The organism is Adlercreutzia wanghongyangiae, assembly GCF_035989245.1.
Lineage (GTDB): Bacteria > Actinomycetota > Coriobacteriia > Coriobacteriales > Eggerthellaceae > Adlercreutzia > Adlercreutzia wanghongyangiae.
In genome coordinates, this window is the sequence record NZ_JAYMFF010000003.1 from 103,367 (window position 1) to 126,609 (window position 23,243).

The 23,243-nt window shown below is 65.4% G+C and carries 19 protein-coding genes; 17 read left to right on the plus strand and 2 right to left on the minus strand.

Translation table 11 applies throughout. The features are described 5' to 3' along the window. The first annotated feature begins 47 nt into the window (after window positions 1–47). From cysS to VIN30_RS03130, 4 genes are all read left to right on the plus strand, one after another. Complete coding sequence (gene cysS, locus VIN30_RS03115) at window positions 48–1,607, plus strand: cysteine--tRNA ligase (protein ID WP_338209220.1); 1,560 nt, start codon at window positions 48–50, stop codon at window positions 1,605–1,607. Window positions 1,608–1,784: 177 nt separating this feature from the next. Continuing rightward, a complete protein-coding gene (locus VIN30_RS03120; protein ID WP_338209221.1) occupies window positions 1,785–3,359 on the plus strand; it encodes a U32 family peptidase in 1,575 nt (524 codons plus the stop codon). 9 nt (window positions 3,360–3,368) lie between these two features. Then, entirely contained in the window at window positions 3,369–4,517 is a 1,149-nt protein-coding gene (locus VIN30_RS03125; protein ID WP_326423926.1) for a helix-turn-helix domain-containing protein, read from the plus strand. Window positions 4,518–4,697: 180 nt separating this feature from the next. Next, window positions 4,698–4,976: a hypothetical protein gene (locus VIN30_RS03130; RefSeq protein ID WP_326423925.1), complete on the plus strand. Its 279-nt coding sequence runs from the start codon at window positions 4,698–4,700 to the stop codon at window positions 4,974–4,976. Window positions 4,977–5,082: 106 nt separating this feature from the next. Here VIN30_RS03130 and VIN30_RS03135 read toward each other — a convergent pair whose 3' ends face one another. Next, entirely contained in the window at window positions 5,083–5,511 is a 429-nt protein-coding gene (locus tag VIN30_RS03135; RefSeq protein WP_326423924.1) for an FKBP-type peptidyl-prolyl cis-trans isomerase, read from the minus strand. Between the two features lie 257 nt (window positions 5,512–5,768). Between VIN30_RS03135 and argC the strand changes: the two genes are divergently transcribed. The 13 genes from argC (at window position 5,769) to VIN30_RS03200 (ending at window position 22,963) form a co-directional block, all read left to right on the plus strand. Continuing rightward, window positions 5,769–6,830 (plus strand): N-acetyl-gamma-glutamyl-phosphate reductase, encoded by a 1,062-nt coding sequence (argC, locus tag VIN30_RS03140; protein ID WP_338209224.1) that lies wholly within the window; start codon window positions 5,769–5,771, stop codon window positions 6,828–6,830. Window positions 6,831–6,841: 11 nt separating this feature from the next. Continuing rightward, the gene (argJ, locus tag VIN30_RS03145) at window positions 6,842–8,134 is read left to right on the plus strand and encodes a bifunctional glutamate N-acetyltransferase/amino-acid acetyltransferase ArgJ (protein WP_338209225.1); all 1,293 of its coding nucleotides are present in this window, start codon (window positions 6,842–6,844) and stop codon (window positions 8,132–8,134) included. Further along, on the plus strand, window positions 8,131–9,078 hold the full coding sequence (gene argB, locus VIN30_RS03150) for an acetylglutamate kinase (protein ID WP_326423919.1): 948 nt from the start codon (window positions 8,131–8,133) through the stop codon (window positions 9,076–9,078). The genes argJ and argB overlap by 4 nt, the downstream gene beginning before the upstream one ends. A gap of 9 nt (window positions 9,079–9,087) precedes the next feature. Next, window positions 9,088–10,323 carry an acetylornithine/succinylornithine family transaminase gene (locus VIN30_RS03155; RefSeq protein WP_338209228.1) on the plus strand — a complete coding sequence of 412 codons (1,236 nt, stop codon included), beginning with the start codon at window positions 9,088–9,090 and terminating at the stop codon, window positions 10,321–10,323. 592 nt (window positions 10,324–10,915) lie between these two features. Next, the gene (locus tag VIN30_RS03160; protein ID WP_338209230.1) at window positions 10,916–12,307 is read left to right on the plus strand and encodes an argininosuccinate synthase; all 1,392 of its coding nucleotides are present in this window, start codon (window positions 10,916–10,918) and stop codon (window positions 12,305–12,307) included. Between the two features lie 31 nt (window positions 12,308–12,338). Next, complete coding sequence (argH, locus tag VIN30_RS03165) at window positions 12,339–13,730, plus strand: argininosuccinate lyase (RefSeq protein WP_338209232.1); 1,392 nt, start codon at window positions 12,339–12,341, stop codon at window positions 13,728–13,730. A 95-nt stretch (window positions 13,731–13,825) separates the two neighbouring features. Then, window positions 13,826–16,102, plus strand: coding sequence for a transglycosylase domain-containing protein (locus VIN30_RS03170; protein WP_338209234.1), 2,277 nt, complete (start codon window positions 13,826–13,828; stop codon window positions 16,100–16,102). Window positions 16,103–16,266: 164 nt separating this feature from the next. Beyond that, complete coding sequence (locus tag VIN30_RS03175) at window positions 16,267–16,764, plus strand: hypothetical protein (RefSeq protein WP_338209236.1); 498 nt, start codon at window positions 16,267–16,269, stop codon at window positions 16,762–16,764. A gap of 210 nt (window positions 16,765–16,974) precedes the next feature. Continuing rightward, window positions 16,975–19,674: a U32 family peptidase gene (locus tag VIN30_RS03180; protein WP_338209238.1), complete on the plus strand. Its 2,700-nt coding sequence runs from the start codon at window positions 16,975–16,977 to the stop codon at window positions 19,672–19,674. A gap of 77 nt (window positions 19,675–19,751) precedes the next feature. Continuing rightward, window positions 19,752–20,963 carry a tyrosine--tRNA ligase gene (gene tyrS, locus VIN30_RS03185; protein ID WP_338209240.1) on the plus strand — a complete coding sequence of 404 codons (1,212 nt, stop codon included), beginning with the start codon at window positions 19,752–19,754 and terminating at the stop codon, window positions 20,961–20,963. Between the two features lie 141 nt (window positions 20,964–21,104). Then, a complete protein-coding gene (locus VIN30_RS03190; RefSeq protein ID WP_338209242.1) occupies window positions 21,105–21,647 on the plus strand; it encodes a hypothetical protein in 543 nt (180 codons plus the stop codon). 18 nt (window positions 21,648–21,665) lie between these two features. Continuing rightward, on the plus strand, window positions 21,666–22,154 hold the full coding sequence (locus VIN30_RS03195) for an RNA polymerase sigma factor (protein ID WP_338209244.1): 489 nt from the start codon (window positions 21,666–21,668) through the stop codon (window positions 22,152–22,154). Then, window positions 22,151–22,963, plus strand: a complete 813-nt coding sequence (locus tag VIN30_RS03200) for an anti-sigma-I factor RsgI family protein (protein ID WP_338209246.1) — start codon at window positions 22,151–22,153, stop codon at window positions 22,961–22,963. The genes VIN30_RS03195 and VIN30_RS03200 overlap by 4 nt, the downstream gene beginning before the upstream one ends. A 60-nt stretch (window positions 22,964–23,023) precedes the next feature. Here VIN30_RS03200 and VIN30_RS03205 read toward each other — a convergent pair. Continuing rightward, on the minus strand, window positions 23,024–23,243 hold a 220-nt coding region (locus VIN30_RS03205), incomplete at its 5' end, for a hypothetical protein (RefSeq protein WP_338209248.1).

Sequence of the window (23,243 nt, forward strand, 5' to 3'; positions counted from 1 at the left end):
GCGCTACAATGGCTCTCATTCTGAATGAGCACCCGAAGGAGCCTCCCATGATCAAGCTGTACGACACGCGCCTGCGCCAGAAAGTCGATTTCGAGCCGGTGGAGCCGGGGAAGGTGTCCATGTATGTGTGCGGCCCCACGGTGTACAACCGCATCCATATCGGCAATGCCCGCACGTTCATCTCCTTCGACATGATCCGCCGCTACCTGGCTTGGCGCGGCTTCGACGTCACCTTCGTGCAGAACGTGACCGACGTCGACGACAAGATCATCAAGCGCGCCGGCGAGGAGGGCCGCACCGCCGCCGAGGTGGCCGAGGAGTACACGCGCCTGTTCATCGAAGACATGCGCGCGGCCGGCGTGCAGGACCCGGATATTCGCCCGAAGGCCACCGAGGAGATCGACACCATGATCGCGCTCATCGAGCGGCTCATCGAACGCGGGCATGCCTACGCCTCCGATGGCGACGTGTACTTCGACGTGCGCTCCTACCCGGGCTACGGCCAGCTTTCGGGTCGCGATGTTGACGAGGCCGAAAGCGGCCATCGCGAGCTGCGCGCCGACGGCCAGGGCCTGGAGGAGCGCAAGCGCGACGAGCTGGACTTCGCCTTGTGGAAGGCCGCCAAGCCCGGCGAACCGGCGTGGGCCTCCCCTTGGGGAGAGGGTCGTCCGGGTTGGCACATCGAGTGCTCGGCCATGTCCGAGAAGTACCTGGGGCTGCCCTTCGACATCCACGGAGGCGGGGCCGACCTGGTGTTCCCTCATCACGAGAACGAGCGCGCCCAGTCGGAATGCGCCTGCGACTCCACCTTTGCCAACTACTGGATGCACTCCGGGATGCTGCAGATTGCCAACGCCGAGACCGGCGAGACCGAGAAGATGTCGAAGTCGCTGAACAACTTCCTGCTTTTGCACGAGGTGCTGGAGCAGGTGCGCCCGGCGGCCCTGCGCATGCTTATGCTGCAAAGCCACTACCGCAGCCCGCTCGTGTTCGGCGAGCAGCGCGTGGCCGAGGCCGATGCGGCGCTCACGCGCATCGAGAATGCCGTGAAGGCGCTCGACTGGCTGCTGGAAACGGGAACCCCCCGCGGGGCGGAGGCCCTCTCGCCCGAGAATCCCGCGGCCGAGCTTGCCGCCACGCTGGATGCTGCCGCTCTCACCGACCGCATCGCCGCCCTGCGCGACAACTTCGCCGCGGCCATGGACGACGACTTCAACGCGCCGGCGGCTCTGGGCGAGATCTTCTCCTTCGTGAGCGACGTGAACGCGCTTGTGGCCGACGTGGAAACCCTCACGGCCGAGGAAGCTGCAGCGGGGCGTGCGGCCCGCGACGTCATCGTGGAGCTGATGGACGTGCTCGGCATTGACGTGACGGCCGCCGAGGCGGGGGAGGCCTATCCGGTCGAGGTGGTGGCACTCGCCGCCGACCTGGCCGGCTACGACGGCGACGATCCTCAGATTGCCGTGGCGCATCTGCTGGAGGCCCGCGCCACTGCCCGCAAGGAAAAGAACTGGGCCGTGGCCGACGGCGTGCGCGACGGCCTGGCCGGCCTCGGCTTCACCATCGAGGACACCCCCCAGGGCGCCCGCGTCACCTACGAGGGGTAGGGTAGTGATTCACCGCCCGTCGGAGATGCCGGATATCTTGATTCGCTCGGACAGTCCTCGCTTTGTGAAACGGTCTACTGGGCTGTTTCAGTCGCTGCGGAATTCGCTCGGTCAAGGCGTCCGGCATCTCCTCGGCATTCAATTCCTGTCGTAATGCTGGCCAATCGAAATATCCCCATGGAGCTTCTCGCGCCGGCGGGCGGGATGGAGCAGTTGCGGGCCGCGGTGCTGTTCGGGGCCGATGCGGTGTATCTGGCGGCCGACAAGTTCGGCATGCGGGCCCGGGCGGCGAACTTCCCTATGGAAGAAATTCCCGCAGCCGTGGCCTTCGCCCACGAGCGCGGCGTGAAGGTGCACGTCACATGCAACATCCTCATGCATCCCGACGACATCGACGGGCTGCCGGCGTACTTCCGCGCGCTGGATGCGGCGGGGGTCGACGCCTTCATCATTGGCGATTTGGGCGCCTTCGCCGTGGCCGGCGAGGTGGCCCCGCGGGTGGAGCGCCATGTGAGCACCCAGGCCTCGGTGGCCAACGGCGCGGCGGCCCGGGTATGGCACTCCCTGGGGGCCAAGCGCGTGGTGTGTGCCCGCGAGATGTCGCTTGCCGACATTGCCCGCCTGCGCCAGGACGCGCCGCCCGACTTGGAAATCGAGGCCTTCGCCCACGGCGCCATGTGCATGGCCGTTTCCGGCCGCTGCCTCATCAGCAGCTACCTCACCGGCCGCTCGGGCAACAAGGGCCACTGCACCCAGCCCTGCCGTTGGAGCTACCAACTGGGCACCGCGGGTCCTGAAGCAGCATGGCTGGACGAACCCGTAGGGGGCGACCTCGGTCGCCCCTCGCCCGCAAGCGTGATTGGGCTGCCTCAAAGCGGAAACGCCGTCGGCACCCCGGGCGGACTGAAGTCCGCCCCTACGGGGGTTGCGGCGGAAGAGCGTCCCATGGAGTTCCTGCTGGAAGAAGAGAAGCGCCCCGGCGAGTTCTTCCCCATTGAGGAAGACGACCGCGGCACCTTCATTATGAACGCGAAGGACCTGAACATGCTCGCCCACCTGCGCGAGCTGGCCTGTGCGGGCGTTGATTCCATCAAAATCGAGGGTCGCAACAAGAAGGCCTTCTACGTGGCCAGCGTGGTGGGCGCCTATCGCCGCGTGCTCGACGGCGAGCCGTCCGAGGCCGTGGCCGACGAGCTTCTGGCTGTGTCGCACCGCCCCTACGGTACCGGCTTCTACTTTTCCGAGGCCGAGCAGGCACCCGCCTACGACGGCTACGAGCAGGAGACCATGCACATGGCCGACGTCGTCGCCAGCTCGCTTGCCCCACGCCCTGCGCAGGTCGCCGTATCCGACCCACATTCCGGGCGCGCCACCACCCCGTGTCGTCCTGAGCGAAGCGCGCAGCGCGAAGTCGAAGGATCTTCTGACGATTCGCAGTATCTGTACCTGTTGTGTCGCAATCGGTTTGCGGAAGGCGACGAGCTGGAGATCCTCGCGCCTCACGAGCCGGCCCGTGCGATCACCGTGCGCGACCTGCACTGGCTCAACACCTTCGGACCCGACGTCCACGACGAGGACGCGCCGGCCACGGTGGAAGAGGCCCTCGCCCGCGCCACCGCCGCCGACTGGGCACCCGCCGCCGCGGCCAACCGTTCGTGCAACCTCTACCGTATGCGCGCGGATGCCCCCGTGGTTCCGGGCGCGTTTCTGCGCAAGCGCACCTTCCGCCGTTCCGCCCGCCATGGCAGTTAGGGGAATACCATGATCACCGTCGGCGACGTTATGAACATGAGGGCCTTCGACCGCATCTGGCTCGCAGCCCCCTGCGAGGGGGCGGCGGCGCGCGAGGTCACGGGCGTGGGCACCCTCGATCATGAACCCTTCACGGGTGCCTACGACCTGTTCACGAGCGGCGAGTTCATCTTCACCACCCTCGGTTTTGCCGCCATGCACCCCGAGCTGGCCGAGCAGGCGCTCCTCGAGCTCATCGACCGCGACGTGGCCGCCGTCGCCGTGAAGCCGGTGGTGCTGAAGGCCGTCGGCGAGCGCGTGGCAGCGGCCTCGGCGGCCCGGGGCGTGCCGGTGCTCTTCTACGAGGGCCGCTACATGGAGCGCGTTATCGCCGACCTTATGAACGCCCTGGACGACGACGCTGCGGAATGGGAGCGCACGAGCCTCATCGACTCCATTCTCGCCTCGTCCGACGAGCAGGCCGTGCGCGCCACGTTCTTCACCATCGCCGGCGTGACCGGCGCCACCATCCAGTGCATGGCTGTGCGGGCCGTGACCGACGACGATGCGTCGTTGCGGGCGCTGCAGCGGGTGTTGGAGGGGGTGCTTGCGAACTATGGCGAGCGCTGGGACGACGTGGAACGCACCTTCGTGTGCCGCTACCGCGGGATGCTTCTGGGGTTCGTGTCCTTCAAGAGGCCCCCGCTGAAGGCCATCGCCATTTCCGATGCCGATCTGGAGAAGTGCGTCGCCACGGCCGGCCCGCTCGTGTGCGGCATCAGCCAGGAGGTGAGTCTGGGGGAGGGCGATCTGGCCGTGCGCCAGGCCATGGCCGCCCTGCGCACCGCCGAGGTGGAGGACGCTGGCATCGTGCGCTGGTCCACCCTGCGCTTCGACGCCTTCCGCGCCGCGGCCAAGAGCGATCGCCTGTATATGCGAGCGGCCGATCTGCTGCGCTCGCTGCTGTTCGACTACGACGCCGAGCACGGAAGCGACCTCGGTACCACGGCCGAGGCCTTCGCCGCTTCCTTCGGCGAGGTGAGCCGCACTGCCGAGGTGCTGTTCCAGCATCCGAACACCGTGCGCTACCGCCTGCGGAAGATTAAGGACGTCCTCGGCGTGCCCGAGATCGGCGACCGCGAACTGGCGGCCCTGCTGCAGCTGGTGTACCTGGCCTAGCGACTGCGGTTGGGTCGGCCAGCGCCCGCCCCCGCGGCTCGTTCTGGCTTTGCCCCGCCCGCCCCGCCTGCGTCCTTTTGTTGTGCGTCTGCACAACAAGATGCGCGCGACTTCATCCGATCGACCAAATGCCGACCTTTCCCGTGCGCCTAAACTAGGCGGCGTCGAAAGGAGATCGCCATGAAACTGTTCAACGACCAGGCCACTGCCGCCATTGCCACCCTTGATTCCGCCGATGCCGCCTACTGCGCCAAGCTGGAGCAGCGTTTCGCGAATATGGGCATCAGCCCGAAAACCGCCTCCGATGCCGTCGTCTCCCTCGTGGAGGCCGACGCCGTGCCCCAGCCGGGCTTCTGGGCCGCGCTGCCCAGTGCCTTCAAGGGGCTCTTCCCCAAGAAGTCCGCAACGACCGTTGCCGCTTCCGATGCGTTCGCTCCCGCTCAAGAGGCGCTGGCGTAGGCGTGCCGGCTGCCCGGCGCCTTCCGGGAGGTTTTCCCCGAACGTAAAGAGACCCCGCGAGCTGGCAGGCTGCGGGGTCTCGTTGTGAGTGGAGGGGCGGAGACGGTTAGTCCTCGACCTCGACGAGCTCGATGTCGAAGTTCAGGTCCTTGCCCGCCAGCTCGTGGTTCATGTCGAAGGTGACGATGCCGTCCTCGATGGACTCCACGAACACGGGGAAGGGCTGGCCGCCCGGGCCCATCATGTACACGGTCTGGCCCACAGGCAGCTGGTCGCCGTTGGGGATCTGGTCCACGGGCACCTTCTGCACCATCTCGTCGCTGCGCTCGCCATAGGCCTCGGCGGCGGGGATGTGCACGGTCTTCTTCTCGCCCACGGCCATGTCCTCCACGGCGGCGTCGAAGCCGGGGATCATCTGGCCGGCCATGCACACGAACTCGATGGGCTCACCGCGGTCCACCGACGAATCGAACTTGGTGCCGTCGTCCAGCGTGCCGGTGTAGTGCACCTTGACCTTCTTGCCTTTGTTGCTCATTGCGAGCTCCTTTCCAAAAGATGTGCGTTTCAGTCTAACGGAAGGGCGCGCTCGGGCGGGGAAGGCGGGCCAAGCTGCTCCAAGATGTCATAAACGACGCTTTCTGCTTTCGCAGCTCGGGCAGTGGGGGTATGATGGAATGGCAACGGGAAAGCTAAACTTTGTGCAGGCGCTCAAGAAAGCGGCGCCACGGAGAAAGCCTGGCTGAGGGAGCGCGCCCAGCGCGCCCCCGTCGGATACGAGGAAGGGAAGTCGCTATGACCTACCGAGCTGGAGTTGTGGGAGCTGCCGGGTTCGCCGGCATCGAGTTGGTGCGCATCCTGGCGCGCCATCCCGAGTTCGAACTGGTGGCCGCCACGTCCGATGCACTGGCCGGCACGCGCATCGCCCAGGTGTACCCGGCGTTCACCGGCGTGACCGACCTGGCCTTCTCCACCCACGAGGGCACCGATTTCGGTTCCTGCGACGTGGTGTTCTTGGCGGTGCCGCACAAGGCCGCCATGGGCATGGCCCCCGATCTTCTGGCCGCCGGCGCCACGGTTGTCGACCTGTCGGCCGACTTCCGTCTGAAGGACCCTGCTGTCTACGAGCAGTGGTACGCGCCGCACACGGCCCCCGACCTGCTGGCGCGCGCCGCTTTCGGCCTGCCCGAGCTCACTGGCGACGAGCTGGCTGCCGCGGCCGAGCGCCGGGCGGCGGGCGAGGCCGTGCTCGTGGGCTGCGCCGGCTGCTACCCCACGGCCACGTCGCTCGCCGCGGCCCCGGCCATCCGCGCGGGACTCGTGGATGCTGCTGCACCTGTGGTGGCCGACGCCGTTTCCGGTGTGACCGGCGCGGGCAAGAAGGCCACCGAGCGCACGCATTTCTGCTTCGCGAACGAGAATGTGGAGGCCTACGGTGTGGGCACCCACCGCCATACCCCCGAGATCGAGCAGATTCTGGGGCTTGAGGGCCGCCTCGTGTTCACCCCGCACCTGGCGCCGCTCAACCGCGGGCTTCTGTCTACGGTAACGCTGCCGCTGGCCCCGGGCGTCAAGGCCCCCACCACCGAAGAACTGGTGGCCCTCTACCGCGACTTCTACGAGATGAGCCCGCTTGTCTCGGTCATGGATGCCGGCGTGCAGCCCCGCACTGCCTCGGTGGCGGGCACCTGCCGCGCCCAGGTGGGCGTGGCCGCGCACCCCGCGGGCGTCATCGTGGCCACGGGTGCCATCGACAACTTGGGCAAGGGGGCTGCGGGCCAGGGCGTGCAGTGCGCCAACATCGTGTTCGGCCTGCCCGAAACCTGCGGCTTGGAAGAAATCGCGAACCCGGTGTAAGGAGAAACCCCATGGCAGATGCGACCTTCACCTTCAACGAGAACGGAAGCCCCGCCTCGGCGCTGGGCTTTTCCGCCATCGGCGTGCATGCGGGTTTCCGACCCGATCCCGAGCGGCTCGACATGGCGCTCGTGGTGGCCGACGAGCCCTGCGCGGCGGCGGCCACCTTCACCACCAACGTGTTCTGCGCGGCCCCGGTGCGCGTGTCCCGCGAGCATCTGAACGAGGGCGCACCCGGCCAGCCCGCTTACGGCTGCGCCCGCGCCGTCGTCATCAACTCCGGCATCGCCAACGCCGCCACTGGCGAACGCGGGCTTCAGACGGCCCGCGAGACCTGCGAGATCGTAGGCGACGCCGTGGGATGCCCGGCCGACGAGGTGCTCGTGGCCTCCACGGGCGTCATCGGCCAGCACCTGCGCCTCGAGCCCTTTGCCACGGGCGTGCCTGCGGCCCTTGCAGCCACGAAAGTGGCCGCATCGCCCGAGGAGCGCACCGCTCAGGGCCTTACGGCGGCCCGGGCCATCATGACCACCGACACGCGCCCCAAGCACGGCGCAGTCACCTTCGAAGGCGATGCCATTGGGTATCCCGGCGCCACCTTCACCGTGGGCGGCATGGCCAAGGGCGCCGGCATGATCATGCCGAATATGGCCACCATGATCGCCGTCATCACCACCGACGCGCCCGTGGCCGCCCCCGACCTGTCGGCGGCCCTTACCGCATCGGTGAATAAGAGCTTCAACAAGGTCACGGTGGATTCCGACACCTCCACCAACGACACCTGCTTCGCCCTGGCCTCGGGCGCCGCGGCTCCCGCTGGCCCCGCCTTCGCGCCCGGCACCCCGGCCTTCGCCGCCTTCCAAGATGCGCTCGATGCGCTTACCACCACGCTGGCCCGTGCCATGGCCGCCGACGGCGAGGGGGCAACGCGCCTTATCACCGTCAGGGTGCGCGGGGCCGCCACGGCCGACGACGCCGATGCCGCCGCCCGCACGGTGGCGAACTCGCCGCTCGTGAAGACGGCTGTGTACGGCCACGATGCCAACTGGGGCCGCGTTGCCGCCGCCCTCGGACGTTCCGGCGCGCAGTTCAGGCAGGAAGACGTCGACATCGATATACTGGGATTGCCCGTGTGCCGCGCCGGCCTCGTGGTCGACTTCGACGAGGACGAGGCGCTGCGGCGCTTCGAGGAGCCCGAGGTGGCCATCGAGGTGGACCTGCATGCGGGGGAGGAGTCGGCCACCATGTGGACCTGCGATTTCTCTCACGAGTACGTAACGATTAACGGAGACTACCGCTCATGAAGTACGCAAACGTCGTTCGCGCCGACGGCCCCTCCAGCACTGCCGGCGAAATCCTCTACGAGGCCATGCCCTGGATCAAGCAGGTCACGGGCAAGACTATCGTCATCAAGTATGGCGGCTCGGCCATGGAGAATCCGGAGCTGGCCGCCGAGGTTATGGCCGATATCGTGCTTCTGAAGATCATCGGCATCAACCCGGTGCTCGTGCACGGTGGCGGCAAGGCCATCAACCGCGTGTTCGACAAGTTTGACATTCCCGTGGAATTCGTCGACGGCCAGCGTGTGACCACCGATGAGGCTATGGGGCTCGTGCGCATGGTGCTGACCGGAGAAGTGAACCAGCAGCTGGTGGAGGCCATGAACGCCCACGGCAACATGGGCGTGGGCGTGTCGGGCACCGATGCCGGCGTCATCGTGGCCGAGCAGGCTAGCGAGCGCCTGGGCCGCGTGGGGAAGATCACCCGCATCAACACCCCCCTCATCGAGGACTTGGTGGCCGACGACTACATCCCCATCATCGCCTCCATCGCCATCGGTGAGGACGGCGGCTGCTACAACGTGAATGCCGATATCGCCGCCGGGCACATCGCCGCGGCCATCGGCGCCCACAAGATCATCTTCCTCACCGACGTGGACGGCCTCTACGAGAACTATCCCGACCCGGCTTCCCTCATCGCCGAGATGTCGCTCGGCGAGGCTGAGGCCATGATCCGCGGCGACAAGCTGGCTTCGGGCATGATCCCCAAGCTCACCAGCTGCGTGCGCGCCCTGGAGTCGGGCGTGAACGGCGCCCACATCATCAACGGAAAGGTGCCCCACGCGCTGCTGCTGGAAATGCTCACCGACTCCGGTATGGGCACTATGGTCACCGGTCTCGCGTCCGCCCAGTTCCTGAACTTGTCGCCGGTGGGCAAGTTCGCCGCCAAGCTCATCGAGAACCGCTAGGAGGAAGCCATGACCCTCGCCCGAGAACAGGCCCTGGAATCCCAGTACGTCATGGGCACGTTCGCCCGCAAGCCCGTGGAATTCGTGGAAGGCCGCGGCATGACGCTCATTGACGATGCCGGCAAGGAATACCTCGACTTCCTCTCCGGCATCGGCGTGTGCAGCCTCGGCCACTGCCATCCCGCCATTGTGGCCGCCGTGAGCGACCAGGCCGCCAAGCTCATCCACGTGAGCAACTACTACTATATCGAGCGCCGCGGGGAAGTGGCCCAGCTGCTGTCGAGCATGCTGAACGCCGAGGTTGACGCCGAGCACCCCGAGGTGTGGAAGACCTTCTTCGCGAACTCCGGCGCTGAGGCCAACGAGTGCGCCATCAAGCTGGCCCGGCTGTACGCTCGCCGTCGCACCGAGGCGGCCGGGCGCGACCCGGAGCTGGCGCCGCGCCTCATCGTCACCCTGGCGAAGAGCTTCCACGGCCGCACGCTGGCGACGTTGGCCGCCACGGCCCAGCCGGCCAAGCAGGAGGCCTTCCAGCCGCTGCCCGCTGGCTTCACCGCCACGCCCATCAACGACGTGGAGGCCCTGGAGCAGCTGTTCGCCACCCAGGGCGACCGCATCTGCGCGGTGATGATCGAGTGCATCCAGGGCGAGAGCGGCGTGCACCCGTGCACCGAGGAGTTCATCGGCGCCATCCGCCGGCTTACGGCTGAGCACGGCGCGCTCATGATCTGCGACGAGGTGCAAAGCGGCATCTTCCGCACGGGCCTGCCTTTCGGCTTCCAGAACTTCGGCGTTGAACCCGACATCGTCACCATGGCCAAGGGCATCGCCTCCGGCATCGTGGCCGGCGCCTGCGCGGCGCGCGCCTCCATCGCCGATACCTTCGCGCCGGGCGACCACGGCACCACCTTCGGCGGCTCGAACATCGCCATGGCCGCCGCCCACACCACGCTCACCACGCTGCTCGCCCCCGGCGAGGACGTGCGCATCCAGAAGGTGGGCGAATACATGCGCGAGCGTCTGGCAACCCTGCCTCATGTGCAGGAGGTACGGGGCTTGGGCCTCATGAACGGCATCGACCTCACCCACGAGGCGCCAGCTGCGCCCGATGTGGTGGCCGCGGGTTTGGAAGCGGGCCTTGTGCTGAACGCCACGGGCCCTCATACCCTGCGCTTCCTGCCGCCGCTCATCTGCACCGAAGCCGAGGTTGACGTGCTCGTGGAGAAGCTGCGCGAGTTGCTGTAGAATCTGCACAAAGAACAAGATCCGAGGGCGCTGCTGCACAAAAGCAAGGTAGCGCCCTCGGTTTTGCATGAGCAATTTCCCAGGTAAATCAGCACATATTTTGTGCATGTGCACAGGGCTCTGCACAACGAAAATTCCACCGTTTCCGAAAAAATTTCCGAAATATGGGTTGACGGCTCAGCAATTCAGGGCATAATACCGCCAACGCATCGGCCGAGGGCATCGCGCCCCATAACTCGGACGGCCGGGCGGCAACGAGAGGAAGTCACCCGTGATGCACGGAACCGCACATATCGCGAACGCCGTCGGCTTGGCCGCGGCTGCCCCGTGCGCGCCCTCTCCCATCTTCACCATGGCCATCGCCGACCGACGCCGACGTAGCTGCGGTCTGCGACGCCGACGCGCGTAACGCAGACGAACGCGCGGGGGTTCTCCCCGCGGTCCGTCTCCTTTTCCCGACGGACCGAATCCGGGCCGTCCGGGCCCGCGAGAACAGCTATGGTGCTCACATTCCGCTCTTCTTAAATCGCGCCTTTGCGAACCGGGCATTTCCGTATCCGTGGCATAACGCCCCTTCGTGAAAGGCACTATCATGACCCAGAACACCCAAACCAGCCCTGTCGCCTCATCGCTCCACGCTGCTCCGCAGCTTTCGTCCCAGCCCGGGCCGGGCGAGAAGGAGCGGGTGGTGCTCGCCTATTCCGGCGGCCTGGACACGTCGGTGTGCATCAAGTGGCTCCAGGAGGAATACGGCCTCGACGTCATCGCCGTGGTAGGCGATCTCGGCCAGGAGCACGACGGGCTGGAGGCCGTGAAGGCCAAGGCGCTCGCTACCGGTGCCATCGGATGCGCGGTGGTGGACATGAGACAGTCCTTCGCCGACGAGTACCTTGCCTGCGCGCTCGCGGCCAACGCCATGTACGAGAACAAGTATCCCCTCGTGAGCGCCCTGTCGCGCCCGCTCATCGCCAAGCACCTCGTGGCCGTGGCCCATCAGTTCGGGGCCAAGTACGTGGCCCACGGCTGCACGGGCAAGGGCAACGATCAGGTGCGTTTCGAATCCTCTGTGCTCATGTTGGATCCCGCGCTTCAGATCCTCTCGCCGGTGCGCGACTGGGATCTGGGCTGCCGGGCCGATGAGATAGCCTGGGCCGCGGCTCACAATGTGCCGGTGAAAGCCACGGCCGAGGCGCCCTATTCCATCGACGATAACCTGTGGGGCCGGGCCATCGAGTGCGGCGTGCTGGAAGACCCCTGGTGCGAGCCGCCGGCGGACATCTACACCATGACCGTGGATCCCACCGAGGCGCCCGACGCGCCCACTTACGTGGAAATCGACTTCGAGGCCGGCGTGCCCTGCGCCCTGAACGGCGAGACGATGCCCTTCCTCGATATCATCTACGCCTTGAACGACATTGCCGGCGGCAACGGCTTCGGCCGCATCGACATGGTGGAGAACCGGCTCGTGGGTGTGAAGAGCCGCGAGTGCTACGAGGCGCCGGCGGCCCTCACCCTCATCCAGGCTCACAAGGCCCTGGAGGATCTGTGCCTTGAGCGCAGCGTGCTGCACTACAAGCTCACTATCGAGCAGGCCTGGGCTGAGACGGTGTACAACGGCCTGTGGTTCTCGCCGCTGAAGGAGGCTTTCGACGCTTTCATCGCCCACACCCAGCAGTGCGTGACGGGCACGGTGAAGCTGAAGCTGTACAAGGGCAGCTGCACCGTGGTGGGCCGCAAGAGCGTCTATTCGCTCTACGACTTTGGCCTGGCTACCTACGACGCCGATGATGCCTTCGATCACGCGGCGGCTAAGGGCTTCATCGACATCCACAGCCTGTCCTGCAAGGTGTGGGCGGAAAACCGGCTCGCCAACGACGCCCGCATGCCCGCCTTCGCCGATGTGGATGCCACCAACGCCGCCTACCAGGCCGTGGTGGAAGAGGCCGAGGACATCATCGAGCACGCCGGCGCCGCTGTCGCCTAGACGCGGCCGTATCTACCAACAAGGAGCAACCATGGCACTCTGGTCGGGAAGATTCACCGAAGGCGCCGATGCCTTCACGCAGCAGTTTGGGGCGTCGCTGCCCGTCGATACGCGGCTTTACGCGCAGGACATTGCCGGCTCGGTGGCCCATGCGGGCATGCTCGCGGCCCAGGGCATCATCAGCGCCGAGGACGCGGCGGCCATCGCCGAGGGCCTGGCCGCCATTAAGGCCGACATTGAATCGGGCGCGCTTGCCTTCGACGTGCAGCAGAGCGAGGACATCCACATGGCCATCGAGTCGGAGCTCACGGCGCGCATCGGCGATGCCGGGGCGCGGCTGCACACGGGCCGGTCGCGCAACGATCAGGTGGCCACCGACACGCGCCTGTACGCGAAGCAGCGCGCGACCGACCTCATGGCCGCCAACGTGACCCTGCGCGAGGCGCTTATGGCCCAGGCCGAGGAGCACTTCGACGTGATTTTGCCAGGCTACACCCACCTGCAGCACGCCCAGCCGGTGCTGCTTGCGCATCATCTGCTCGCCTATGTGCACATGCTCGCCCGCGACTTCCAGCGCCTTGCCGCCGCCCGCGATGCCGCCGACGCGTGCCCGCTGGGGGCAGCGGCCCTGGCCGGCACCACCTACCCGCTCGACCGGTTCGCCACCGCCCAGGCCCTTGGCTTCGCCCATCCCATTTCCAATTCGCTCGACGCCGTGTCCGACCGCGACTTTCTGCTCGATCTCATCTACGCCTGCAGCGTATCGTGCCTGCACCTGTCGCGTTTGTGCGAGGAGCTTATCCTGTGGTCCACCTCCGAGTTCGGCTTCATCACGCTGTCGGACGCTTACGCCACGGGCTCGTCCATCATGCCGCAGAAGAAGAACCCCGACTTCGCCGAGCTCATCCGCGGCAAATCGGGCCGAGTGGTGGGTGACTTGGTGGCTCTCATGGTCACGCTGAAGTCGCTGCCTCTGGCCTACAACAAAGACCTGCAGGAGGACAAGCAGGGCGCCATGGACGCCGCCGACACCCTGGAGGACTGCTACGTGTGCGCCGCCGGTATGATCGCCACCATGACGGTGAACGCCGATGCCATGGCCGCCCAGGCGAAGAAGGGCTACTTGGCGGCCACCGATGTGGCCGACTACCTGGCCAAGAAGGGGCTGCCCTTCCGCCGGGCGCACGAGGTGGTGGGGCATCTGGTGCTCACGTGCGAGCAGCGCGGCTGCGACTTGGAAGACCTCGCGCTCGCCGATTTCCAAGCGGAAAGCGATCTGTTCGAATCCGACATTGTGGAGTGCCTGAACCTGCCCGCCATCGTGGCCGCCCGCACCACCTACGGCGGCACCGGTCACGACGCCGTGCGCGTCCAGCTGGCCGAGGCCCAGGCCGCGCTCGCCGCCGATCGGGCGCGGTGCTAGCCCCTCTGTGCTTTTTTCCGAGAGGATGTGCTGAGCCTGTGGGCGCATACCTGCGATGCTAAAATGGCGAATACCTATAACGATGGAGGTATTTCGTGGGTTCACGTGCAATCAAGGGCCGTAAGGGCACGAAGACGAAGAATAAGAAGGCGGTCGTTCTCGGCATTCTGTCGGTGCTGGTCGCCTGTGTTGCCGCCGGCGCGTTCGGGGTTATCACCCTGTGCAACTCGTGGCTGCAAGATCTGCCCGACTATCAGAACGCCGATGCCTACAACTCGGCCCAGCCGACGATGGTGTACGCCGCCGACGGCACCACGTTGCTGGCCGAGTTCCAGCTGGAAAACCGCGATCCGGTCACACTGGACCAGGTGAGCGAATATGTGCTGAGGGGCACTGTGGCCACCGAGGACGAGCGTTTCTACAGCCATGCCGGCGTCGACTACCTGGGTGTGGCACGCGCGCTGGTGAACAACCTGATGGGCGGTGCGCTGGAGGGCGCCTCCACCATCACCCAGCAGTTCGTGCGTAACACCATCCTGTCCGACGAGATGCGCGACATCTCCTTCAAGCGCAAGATTCGCGAGATGTACATCTCGCTGAAGCTGGAGGAGCAGTACGAGAAGGACGAGATCCTCCTCATGTACCTGAACACCATTAACTACGGGTCGGGCGCCTACGGCATCGAGGCGGCCGCCGAGCGCTACTACTCCAAGGACGCGAAGGATCTCACGCTGAACGAGGCCGCCACGCTGGTGGGCATTCCGCAGTCGCCCACCTACAACAACCCCATCGACTATCCGGAGAACTGCCTGAAGCGCCGCAACACGGTGCTCGACCGCATGGTGTCCAACGGGGTGATCACCAAGGAGGAGGCCGACGCGGTGAAGGCCGAGCCCATCGAGCTGAATCCGTCCGAGCCCTCCATGACGGGCATTCTGGCCTACCCCTACTTCACCAGCTACGTGCGCAACCAGCTGACCAACCCCGACGGCAAGTACGCCTATTCCACCTCCGAGCTGTTCAAGGGCGGCCTGAAGGTGTACACCACCCTCGACATCGACGCGCAGAAGGCCGCCGAGGAAGCGGCTCGCGCCAAGGAAGAGGAGGCGGGCGATCCCTTCGAGGTGTCCATGGCCGTGGTGAACCCCGAGAACGGCTACATCGACGCCATGGTGGGCGGCCACGACTACGAGACCTCCCAGGTGAACATGGCCACAGGCGAGGGCGGCTCAGGTCGTCAGGCCGGTTCGGCGTTCAAGTTGTTCACGCTGATGGCGGCGCTGAAAGAGGGCATCGATCCCGACACGCTTATCGATGCCGGCTACAAAGTTGAGCTCGTGGGCGGCGAGCCGGTGTACAACGTGAACAAGAAGGACTACGGCACGCGCACCATCAAAAGCGCCTTCGGCGTTTCGTCGAACACCGCCTTCATCCGCCTTTTGATGTCGGTGGGCGTCGACAAGGTCATCGAGACGGCGAAGTCCATGGGCATCACGTCGGACATGCCCTCGGTGGCGGGCCTTACCCTGGGCATCGCCTCGGTGACGCCGCTGGAAATGGCCGAGGCCTATGCCACGGTGGCCAACGGCGGCGTGCATTACGAGGCCGAGTGCATCGTGAAGATCGAAGACCGCAACGGCAACGTGATCGTGGACAACTCCGAGCCGCAGGGCGAGCGCGTGTTCTCGAAGGAGCAGGCGCGCGCCGCCATCGATTGCCTGGAAGTGGTCATCGATGACGGCACGGGCAAGGCGGCCCGGCCCGCCAACGGCCAGGAGGCCGGCGGCAAAACGGGAACCACCGACGACAAGAAGGACAGTTGGTTCTGTGGCGTCACCCCGCAATACTCGGTGGCCATCTGGCTAGGCGACCGCAGCGACTACTCGAAGGCGAAGCGGGCGCCGGAAACGGCGGCCAGCGTGTTCGCCGATTTCATCGACCGCATGATACCGGCGAACGCCACCGAGAAGTTTTTCGAGGCGGAAAAGCCCGACTACAAGAAAGACTACCGCGACGAAGAGAACCACATCGGTGGGTACTATTCCCGCAAGAAGGACAAGGACGACACCGCCATCACCTCGAAGGATCCGCTGGATGCTGCTGACACCTCCGATGACGATGAGGGCGACGATGGTGAGGGCTCGGGCCCGGCCAGCGAGGGCAACGGCCCGAACTCGGGCGGAAGCTCGGGTGGCGATAGCCCCGGAAGCTCGGGCGGCGACAGCTCCGGTGGAAACACCGGTGGCGACAGCTCGGGCGGGAACACCGGAGGCGACAGCTCGGGCGGAAACACCGGAGGCGACAGCTCGGGCGGAAACACCGGCGGAGACGGTTCCGGAGGCGATGGCTCGGGTGGCAGTACCGAGGGCTAGGCCGCCTCAGCTGTGGTGAATATTGCGATACCGTGACGGCAGCCCGTCCCTGAAGGGAAGGGCTGCTATCATGCAGTATCAGAAAGAACTGCCGGGCAATCCGGCCTTGCGATACCAACGAGACGGCGCCGCGCGCCACAAGGGAGCACCTGATGAAACATACCATGCGAACTCGTCTTCTTGCCGTCGTGTGCGGCGCTGCCCTGGCGTTGGGGGCGCTTGCCGGCTGCATGTCGCCCAACACAGGCGCCACCGATCAGCAGCAGGCAAACCGCACCTATATGACCCAGGTGAACTTGGCTATGGAAGATCTGAACGAGCGCCTGACCAGCTTCGACGATGCGGTCGCCCGCGGCGACGCCGTCACCATGCGCACTCAGGCCGACAATGCCTTTTCGGCCATTGACGACCTGGCTGCCATTGATACGCCCGATGCCATGAAGGACCTGCAGCAGAACTACGTCGACGGGTGCAACACCTTGAAGGGCGCGTTGAACGACTACGTCGATCTGTATACCGAGATCAGTTCCGCCACCGAGGAGCATCCCTTCGACTACAGCACCTACGATGAACGCATCAAGGCCGTGCAGGATGCCTACAACCAAGGCATCGACCAGCTGAAAGCCGCCGACGAAGAGGCCCTTAAGCTCAACGAGGACTAATTTCTTTCGTCGTTGCTGACGCAACGACGATGACGCTGATGCTGCGGGTCCGACAGGCACCTGCCTCTGCGCTTCAAAGCTTGCCCTCACGTACGAAGTACGCTCGGCCGCGCATCAGCACAGATGCAGGCACCTGTCGGACCCTCGCTGACTTCCTTGGGCGAACCTGCGGTGAGGACAGGGCGAACCTGTGACGAGGAGTGAGATAGAGTGAGAAAAGTAGAACTGCTGGCTCCCGCTGGCAACGAGGCGGCGCTCCATGCGGCGGTGGCCGGCGGTGCCGATGCGGTGTACCTGGGCCTGGGGTCGTTCAATGCGCGTCGCGGGGCTGACAACTTCACCATCGACACGCTGCGGAGCGCCTGCGAATATGCTCATATGCGTGGTGTTTCCATCTATGTGACCATGAATACCGTCATTCTTCCGGGGGAAGTGGCCGAGGCGTTGGAATGCGTGCGCCAGGCCTATCGCGCCGGAGCCGATGGCTTCATCGTGCAGGACATCGGGCTCGCGGCGGAAATAACGCGCACGTTGCCCGAGGCGTCGCTGCACCTTTCCACCCAGATGAACACCCACAACCTGGCCGGCGTGCGCGCTGCGGCTCGGCTGGGCGCCGAGCGCATCACGCTCGCTCGCGAGCTCTCCCTGCCCGAGGTGGCGCTTCTGTGCGTTGCAGCCGAGGAAGAGGGCATGGAGGTGGAGGTGTTCGCCCACGGGGCCCTTTGCGTGTGCTATTCGGGCCAGTGCTTCATGTCCTCCATGATCGGTGGCCGCTCGGCCAATCGCGGCATGTGCGCCCAGGCGTGTCGTCTGCCCTACGAACTGAAGAACGCGGCCCTGCAGAAGGAGTTGCCCTCGCCGGGCGACCATCTGCTGTCGCCCCAGGATCTGTGCACGGTGGACATGGTGCCCCAACTGGTGGAGGCCGGCGTGGCCTCGCTGAAGATCGAGGGCCGCATGAAGTCCCCCGAATACGTGTATGCCGTCACATCCGTCTACCGCAAGGCCTTGGATGCCGCCCTCGCCGCATGCGCCTGTACCTCTGGGACAGATTCCGTAGGGGACGGCTTTAGCCGTCCCGCCTCAACCGCGGCATCGGCGCCCTCTGCCATCACCGATGCCGATCGCGATCGCCTGACTGATGCATTCTCCCGTGGCTTCACCACGGCCTATCTGGACGGCAAGCGCGGCAACGACATTATGAGCTACCAGCGTCCGAACAACCGCGGCCTGTTCCTCGGCCGGGTGGACGAGGTGCGCGACAACGCTGCCTTTCTCAAGAGCGATCATGTTCTGGCCGAGGGCGACGTGCTGGAGTTCTGGACGCGCAAGGGCAACGGCACGCTCACGCTGGGACCCGTTCGCGCCGACAAAAAGGGCCGTTATCATTTGCCGCTCGAGGGCAAGACGCGCATGGTGAAGCCCGGTGACCGCGTGTTCCGCGTGCGCAGCGCCGAGGCCGCCTTCGAGGACGACGCCCGTGAGCCCCGCGTGCCCATCGTGGGCACCGCCACGCTGCACATCGGCGAGCCGCTCAGCATCGAGTTCCGCGTCGCCACGGAAGGGGAGGTCCTGGCGGCCTTCCTTCCCCCGGATGTCGTCCCCGGTGCCGACGCGGACGACTCCCCATGTCATCCTGAGCGGAGCGCCGCAGGCGCGGAGCCGAAGGATCTTCCCAACCTGGTTCGCGGCGCCCTTCCCGACGAGCTGCGTACCTCCCTCGCCGTCGCCCGTCGGCTGGGTGACGCCTTCCCCGACGGTGCTCCTCTGGGTATCGCGGAGGGCCTTGACGTCGAGGCGGCCCGCACCCGTGCCGTTTCCTTCGACGATGTGGCAGCCCATATCGACCGTCTCGGCAACACCCCCTATCAGCTGGTGAACCTCACTATCGACATGGACGACAACGTGGGCATCGGCTTCTCCCAGCTCCATCATGCGCGTGCGGAGGCCCTCGATTGTCTGCAGCTTCTCATACTCGCGGGCACCATCGAGCGTCCGCTGCCCCGCGTGGCCGCGCGCGAGCCGTTGCCCGCGGCTCATCCGGCTGGCTGTCGCGTGGCCGTTACGGTGACGAATCCTGCCTGCGCTCGGGCTGCCAAGCGGGCCGGCGCGCATATCATCTACGTGCCGGCTCTGAATTATCGCCGGGGTGAGGCCGTTATCGCGGGCCAGCGCAATGCTGCCGCCGAGCAGGCGGGCTACCCCAAGGGCTGCATTCCCATCATGCCCGTGGTCGATCACGAGGCGACGGGCATGTCCCGCGAGGCTGCCGTGGCCTATGACGTGTGGAAATACGTCGATGCGGGCAAGCCGCTCATGGCCGAGAGCCTGGCTTCCCTCGAACGTGCCGCCGAGGAAGACGCCGTCATCAGCGTGGGGGCGCATCTGCCCGTGACCAACGAGTTGTCGCTGCGCACGGTACGCGACTTCGGCGCCGAGCGCGTGTGGCTGTCGCCCGAGCTTACTTTGCGCCAAATCGAGGAGTTGTCGAAAGATGCTCCCGTGGAGCTGGGCGTGCTGCTCATCGGCGCCCAGGAACTCATGGTCACCGAGCACTGCATGCTCATGAGCCAGGGTCCTTGCGACGAGGATTGCGCCGTCTGCCCGCGCCGCAAGAGCCCCCACTACCTGCGCGACCGCAAGGGCTTCGAGTTCCCGGTGGTCACCGACTGCTTTGGGCGCAGCCATCTGTACAACTCCGTGGAATTGGACGTAGCCTCGTCTATGCCCGAGCTTCTGGCCGCCGGCGTGTCAGCCTATATGGTCGATGCCACGCTCATGAACGCCGAGGAGACGGCCCACGCGGTCGGCCGCGCCATCCGGGCCCTGCATGTAGCCCAGAACGACGGCAACGCCATCGCCAAGATGCCCAACACCACCAGCGGCCATTTGTACCGAGGGGTGTCCTAGGGAATTGCCGCTGTGCTAGAATTCCAACACTTATATAGTAAGAAAGAAACATCGAGACCGAGAGAAGCAGGTACGTCATGCTGACCCCCGAAGAGCAATTGCACATCATCCAGTCCGGTACGGCGCAGATCGTGCCCGAGGCGGCACTGCTGGAAAAGCTCAAGCGCGGCGTGCCGCTGAACGCCAAGCTGGGTGTCGACCCCACCGCCCCCGACATTCACTTGGGCCACGCGGTGCCTTTGCGCAAGCTGCGTCAGTTCCAGGATCTGGGACACCAGGTCACGCTCATCATCGGCGACGGCACGGCGCTTATCGGCGATCCGTCCGGCCGCAACACCACGCGCCCGCAGCTGTCGCGCGAGCAGATTCAAGAGAACGCTCAGACCTACGTGGATCAGGCCTTCAAAATCCTCGATCCTGAGAAGACGGTGCTGCGCTACAACTCGGAATGGATCCTCGACCTGAACATGGAGTCGCTGCTGAAGCTGTTGGCAAACTTCACCGTGGCCCGCATCCTCGAGCGCGACGATTTCCACAACCGCTACACGTCGGGTCAGTCCATCAGCCTGCACGAGTTCCTCTACCCGGTCATGCAGGCCTACGATTCGGTGGTCATCAAGGCCGATGTGGAACTGGGCGGCACCGACCAGCTGTTCAATCTGCTCGCCGGCCGCGAGCTCATGGAGAAGATGGGCATGGAGCCCCAGGTATGCCTCACGCTGCCTTTGCTCGAGGGCACTGACGGCGTGAAGAAGATGTCGAAGAGTTACGGCAACTACATCGGGCTCACCGATGCGGCTGCCGATATGTTTGGGAAGGTCATGTCCATTCCCGACGAGCTGATGGTGAAGTACTACCGCCTGGCCTCCACCGAGGCGGTGTCCGAGATCGACGCCATCGAGGCCGGCCTTGCCGCCGATGAGTTGCATCCCAACAAGGTGAAGCGCGCCCTGGCCCGCAACATCGTGGCGGCCTACCACGACGATGTGGCTGCCGAAGAGGCCGAGGCCGACTTCGACCTGAAGTTCAAGGAGCACGGCTTCCCGGCTGATGCCCCCGCGTTCGCTCCCGATCTCACCCCCAACGAGGAGGGTCTGGTGTATGTGGCGAAGATCCTCGTGGATGCCGGCGTGGCCGCCACGGCCTCCGAGGCGCGTCGCCTTATCGACGGCGGCGGCGTGAAGGTGAACGGCGAGGCGCTCGCTCCCAAGTCCTACAACGTGGCCCCGGCGGTGCTTGCCGGCGCGGAGGTGCAGGTGGGGAAGAAGAAGTTCGTTCGCTTCGTGTAACACGGCGTTCCGAACGCACAGCGCCGCCAGCCTCGCTCGCGGCGCTTTTTTCATCAATCTGGAAATTGCTTGCAAGGATCGACGGCTCTGGATCGTTTTATCGTTGTGGAGACAGAAGAGGACATGAGGAGGATCCCGGCTATGAGGAAATCGACGTTTGCCATCGTGGTCGCACTGGTCGTGGCGCTGTGTATTCCCGCGGTGGCTTTTGCCGCTCTAGTGCCCAGCCCGCTGGCCAAGGCCGCTCCCGAGCCTGCGGTTGCGCCCGCGCCGGAAGCGGCTGCCCCAGCTCAGGCTGACGCCAGCCGCGATGCTGCGCCGCAGAGCGGATACCATCACCCGGAGGTTCGGCGGGGCGCCTGCCCCGGCTACGCCGACGTCGACGGCGATGGCGTCTGCGACAACTGCAATGCTAACGGCGCCGGTTGCCCCCATTTCATTGATGAGAACGGCGACGGTGTGTGTGATGCTTACCAGAGTGGCTCGTGCCCGGGCTTTGCCGATGCTGATGGCGACGGCATCTGCGACAACTGCACGGGCAATGGAGCGAACTGCCCCGGCTACACCGATGCCGACGGAAACGGTGTCTGCGACAACTACGACAACGGCAACTGCCCCGGTCAAGCCCAGGGCCAGGGCCGTCATCACGGAGGCAACGGTCGTGGCCATGGGTGCATGCGCTAGGGTATGCACCCATCGGCAATGCGCCCAGCAGATGACATAGAGCAGGCAATGGCGCGCCATGGCGATACCGTCTGGCGCGTCTGCCTTACGGCCCTACGCCACGCTCCCGACGCCGAGGACGCCTTCCAGAACGCGTTTATGAAATACGCCCTCGCCGACGACGCCCTTTTCAACGATGACGAGCATCGGAAGGCGTGGCTCATTCGCGTGGCGACGAACCTGTGCCGCGACATGCAGCGTGCTGCGGCGCGCAAGAACCTCCCGCTCGACGAAGCGCTTTCCGCTGCACCTGCGTCTTGCGATCCGTCGACGCAGCCCGACTCGCCTGTGCGCGAGGTGCTCAATGCCATGGAAGCGCTCGACGATCCGCCCCGCACCCCGGTCTACCTTGCTTTGTACGAAGGGTACACCGCTCCCGAGATCGCCGTCCTGCTCGATGCGCCGGTGAACACGGTGTATTCCTGGATCGCCCGAGGGAAGAAAACGCTGAAGGAGGCCTTGCTGTGATCGATCTGGAACAGCGCCTGCGCGAGGCCTACGATGCCCAGCATCTTCCCGATGCCGTGCGAGCACGCACGTTGGCCGCCATTGACGAGGCGCGCCATGCGGACGCGCATGCTTGGGGGAAGGCGCGCCAAGCGAGGGCCGCCCGTCGCCGTCCGCGCCGCCAGTTTGTCGCCCTGGCTGCCTGTTTGCTGCTTGTTCTGGCCGCCTTTGGCGCCTACAGTGTGTACCGCATCCCTTCGGCCTATGTGGATATCGATGTGAATCCCTCTATCGAGCTCACGGTGAACCCCCTTGGTATTGTCATTGCCGCCGAGCCCCTCAATGACGACGGTCGCGTCGTGCTGGATGAGGTTGCGCTGGTGAACCGTCCTTATGCCAGCGCCATCGGTGCGCTTATGGGCAGTGCGCTCTTCGGTCCCTATATACAGGAAGAGGCCTTCGTCGACATCAATGTCGTATCCGACAGCGATCGTCTGGGGGACGAGCTGGTGGCGCAAAGCGATGCGGCGTTGGCCGCGACTGCGTGCGGGCATCGATGCCAGCGAGCCGATGCCGCGCTTCGCAGCGAGGCGGTGGCGGCGGGCATGGGCGTTGGCCGCTATCGGGCGGCATGCGAGCTGATCGAGCTCGACCCTTCATATACCCTTGAAGACTGTTCCACCATGACCATGCGCCAGTTGCGCGATCATATCGACGCCTGCCACAACAATGAAGACAGCGATACGAACGATGAAGAATCAGCAGGTCAAAGTAATGGAAGAGGGCATGGAAAGGGCCATGGCAACGGTCATCGGCATCGCCAGGGCTAAAAATTTTTCAAAAATTTTGAAATTACCCCTTGCGCAAGCATCGGCAGCTGTGTAATATATTCAACCCGCGCTTGAGGAAGGCGCGAGCAGCAAAGGCCGCAAGGCCGATGCCGCAAAACTTTCCTCGGTTCTGATTCTCTCTTTGCGAATCACGGCTGAAAACAAATTTTCAAAAATTTTGAAAAAAGTTGTTGACAAGCCTTCCGGAACCGAGTAAAGTATTTCCTTGCGCCGCTCGCGAAGGGCGGCGGCGGGCAAGAGGCCCGCGGAACCTTGACAA

Coding starts and splice junctions, on each gene's coding strand:
- VIN30_RS03135 (WP_326423924.1), bottom strand. CDS start 5,511: ATGAGCAACAAAGGCAAGAAGGTCAAGGTGCACTACACCGGCACGCTG.
- argJ (WP_338209225.1), top strand. CDS start 6,842: ATGGCAGATGCGACCTTCACCTTCAACGAGAACGGAAGCCCCGCCTCG.
- VIN30_RS03130 (WP_326423925.1), top strand. CDS start 4,698: ATGAAACTGTTCAACGACCAGGCCACTGCCGCCATTGCCACCCTTGAT.
- cysS (WP_338209220.1), top strand. CDS start 48: ATGATCAAGCTGTACGACACGCGCCTGCGCCAGAAAGTCGATTTCGAG.
- argB (WP_326423919.1), top strand. CDS start 8,131: ATGAAGTACGCAAACGTCGTTCGCGCCGACGGCCCCTCCAGCACTGCC.
- VIN30_RS03120 (WP_338209221.1), top strand. CDS start 1,785: ATGGAGCTTCTCGCGCCGGCGGGCGGGATGGAGCAGTTGCGGGCCGCG.
- VIN30_RS03195 (WP_338209244.1), top strand. CDS start 21,666: ATGCGCCCAGCAGATGACATAGAGCAGGCAATGGCGCGCCATGGCGAT.
- VIN30_RS03190 (WP_338209242.1), top strand. CDS start 21,105: ATGAGGAAATCGACGTTTGCCATCGTGGTCGCACTGGTCGTGGCGCTG.
- tyrS (WP_338209240.1), top strand. CDS start 19,752: ATGCTGACCCCCGAAGAGCAATTGCACATCATCCAGTCCGGTACGGCG.
- argH (WP_338209232.1), top strand. CDS start 12,339: ATGGCACTCTGGTCGGGAAGATTCACCGAAGGCGCCGATGCCTTCACG.
- argC (WP_338209224.1), top strand. CDS start 5,769: ATGACCTACCGAGCTGGAGTTGTGGGAGCTGCCGGGTTCGCCGGCATC.
- VIN30_RS03125 (WP_326423926.1), top strand. CDS start 3,369: ATGATCACCGTCGGCGACGTTATGAACATGAGGGCCTTCGACCGCATC.
- VIN30_RS03175 (WP_338209236.1), top strand. CDS start 16,267: ATGCGAACTCGTCTTCTTGCCGTCGTGTGCGGCGCTGCCCTGGCGTTG.
- VIN30_RS03160 (WP_338209230.1), top strand. CDS start 10,916: ATGACCCAGAACACCCAAACCAGCCCTGTCGCCTCATCGCTCCACGCT.
- VIN30_RS03155 (WP_338209228.1), top strand. CDS start 9,088: ATGACCCTCGCCCGAGAACAGGCCCTGGAATCCCAGTACGTCATGGGC.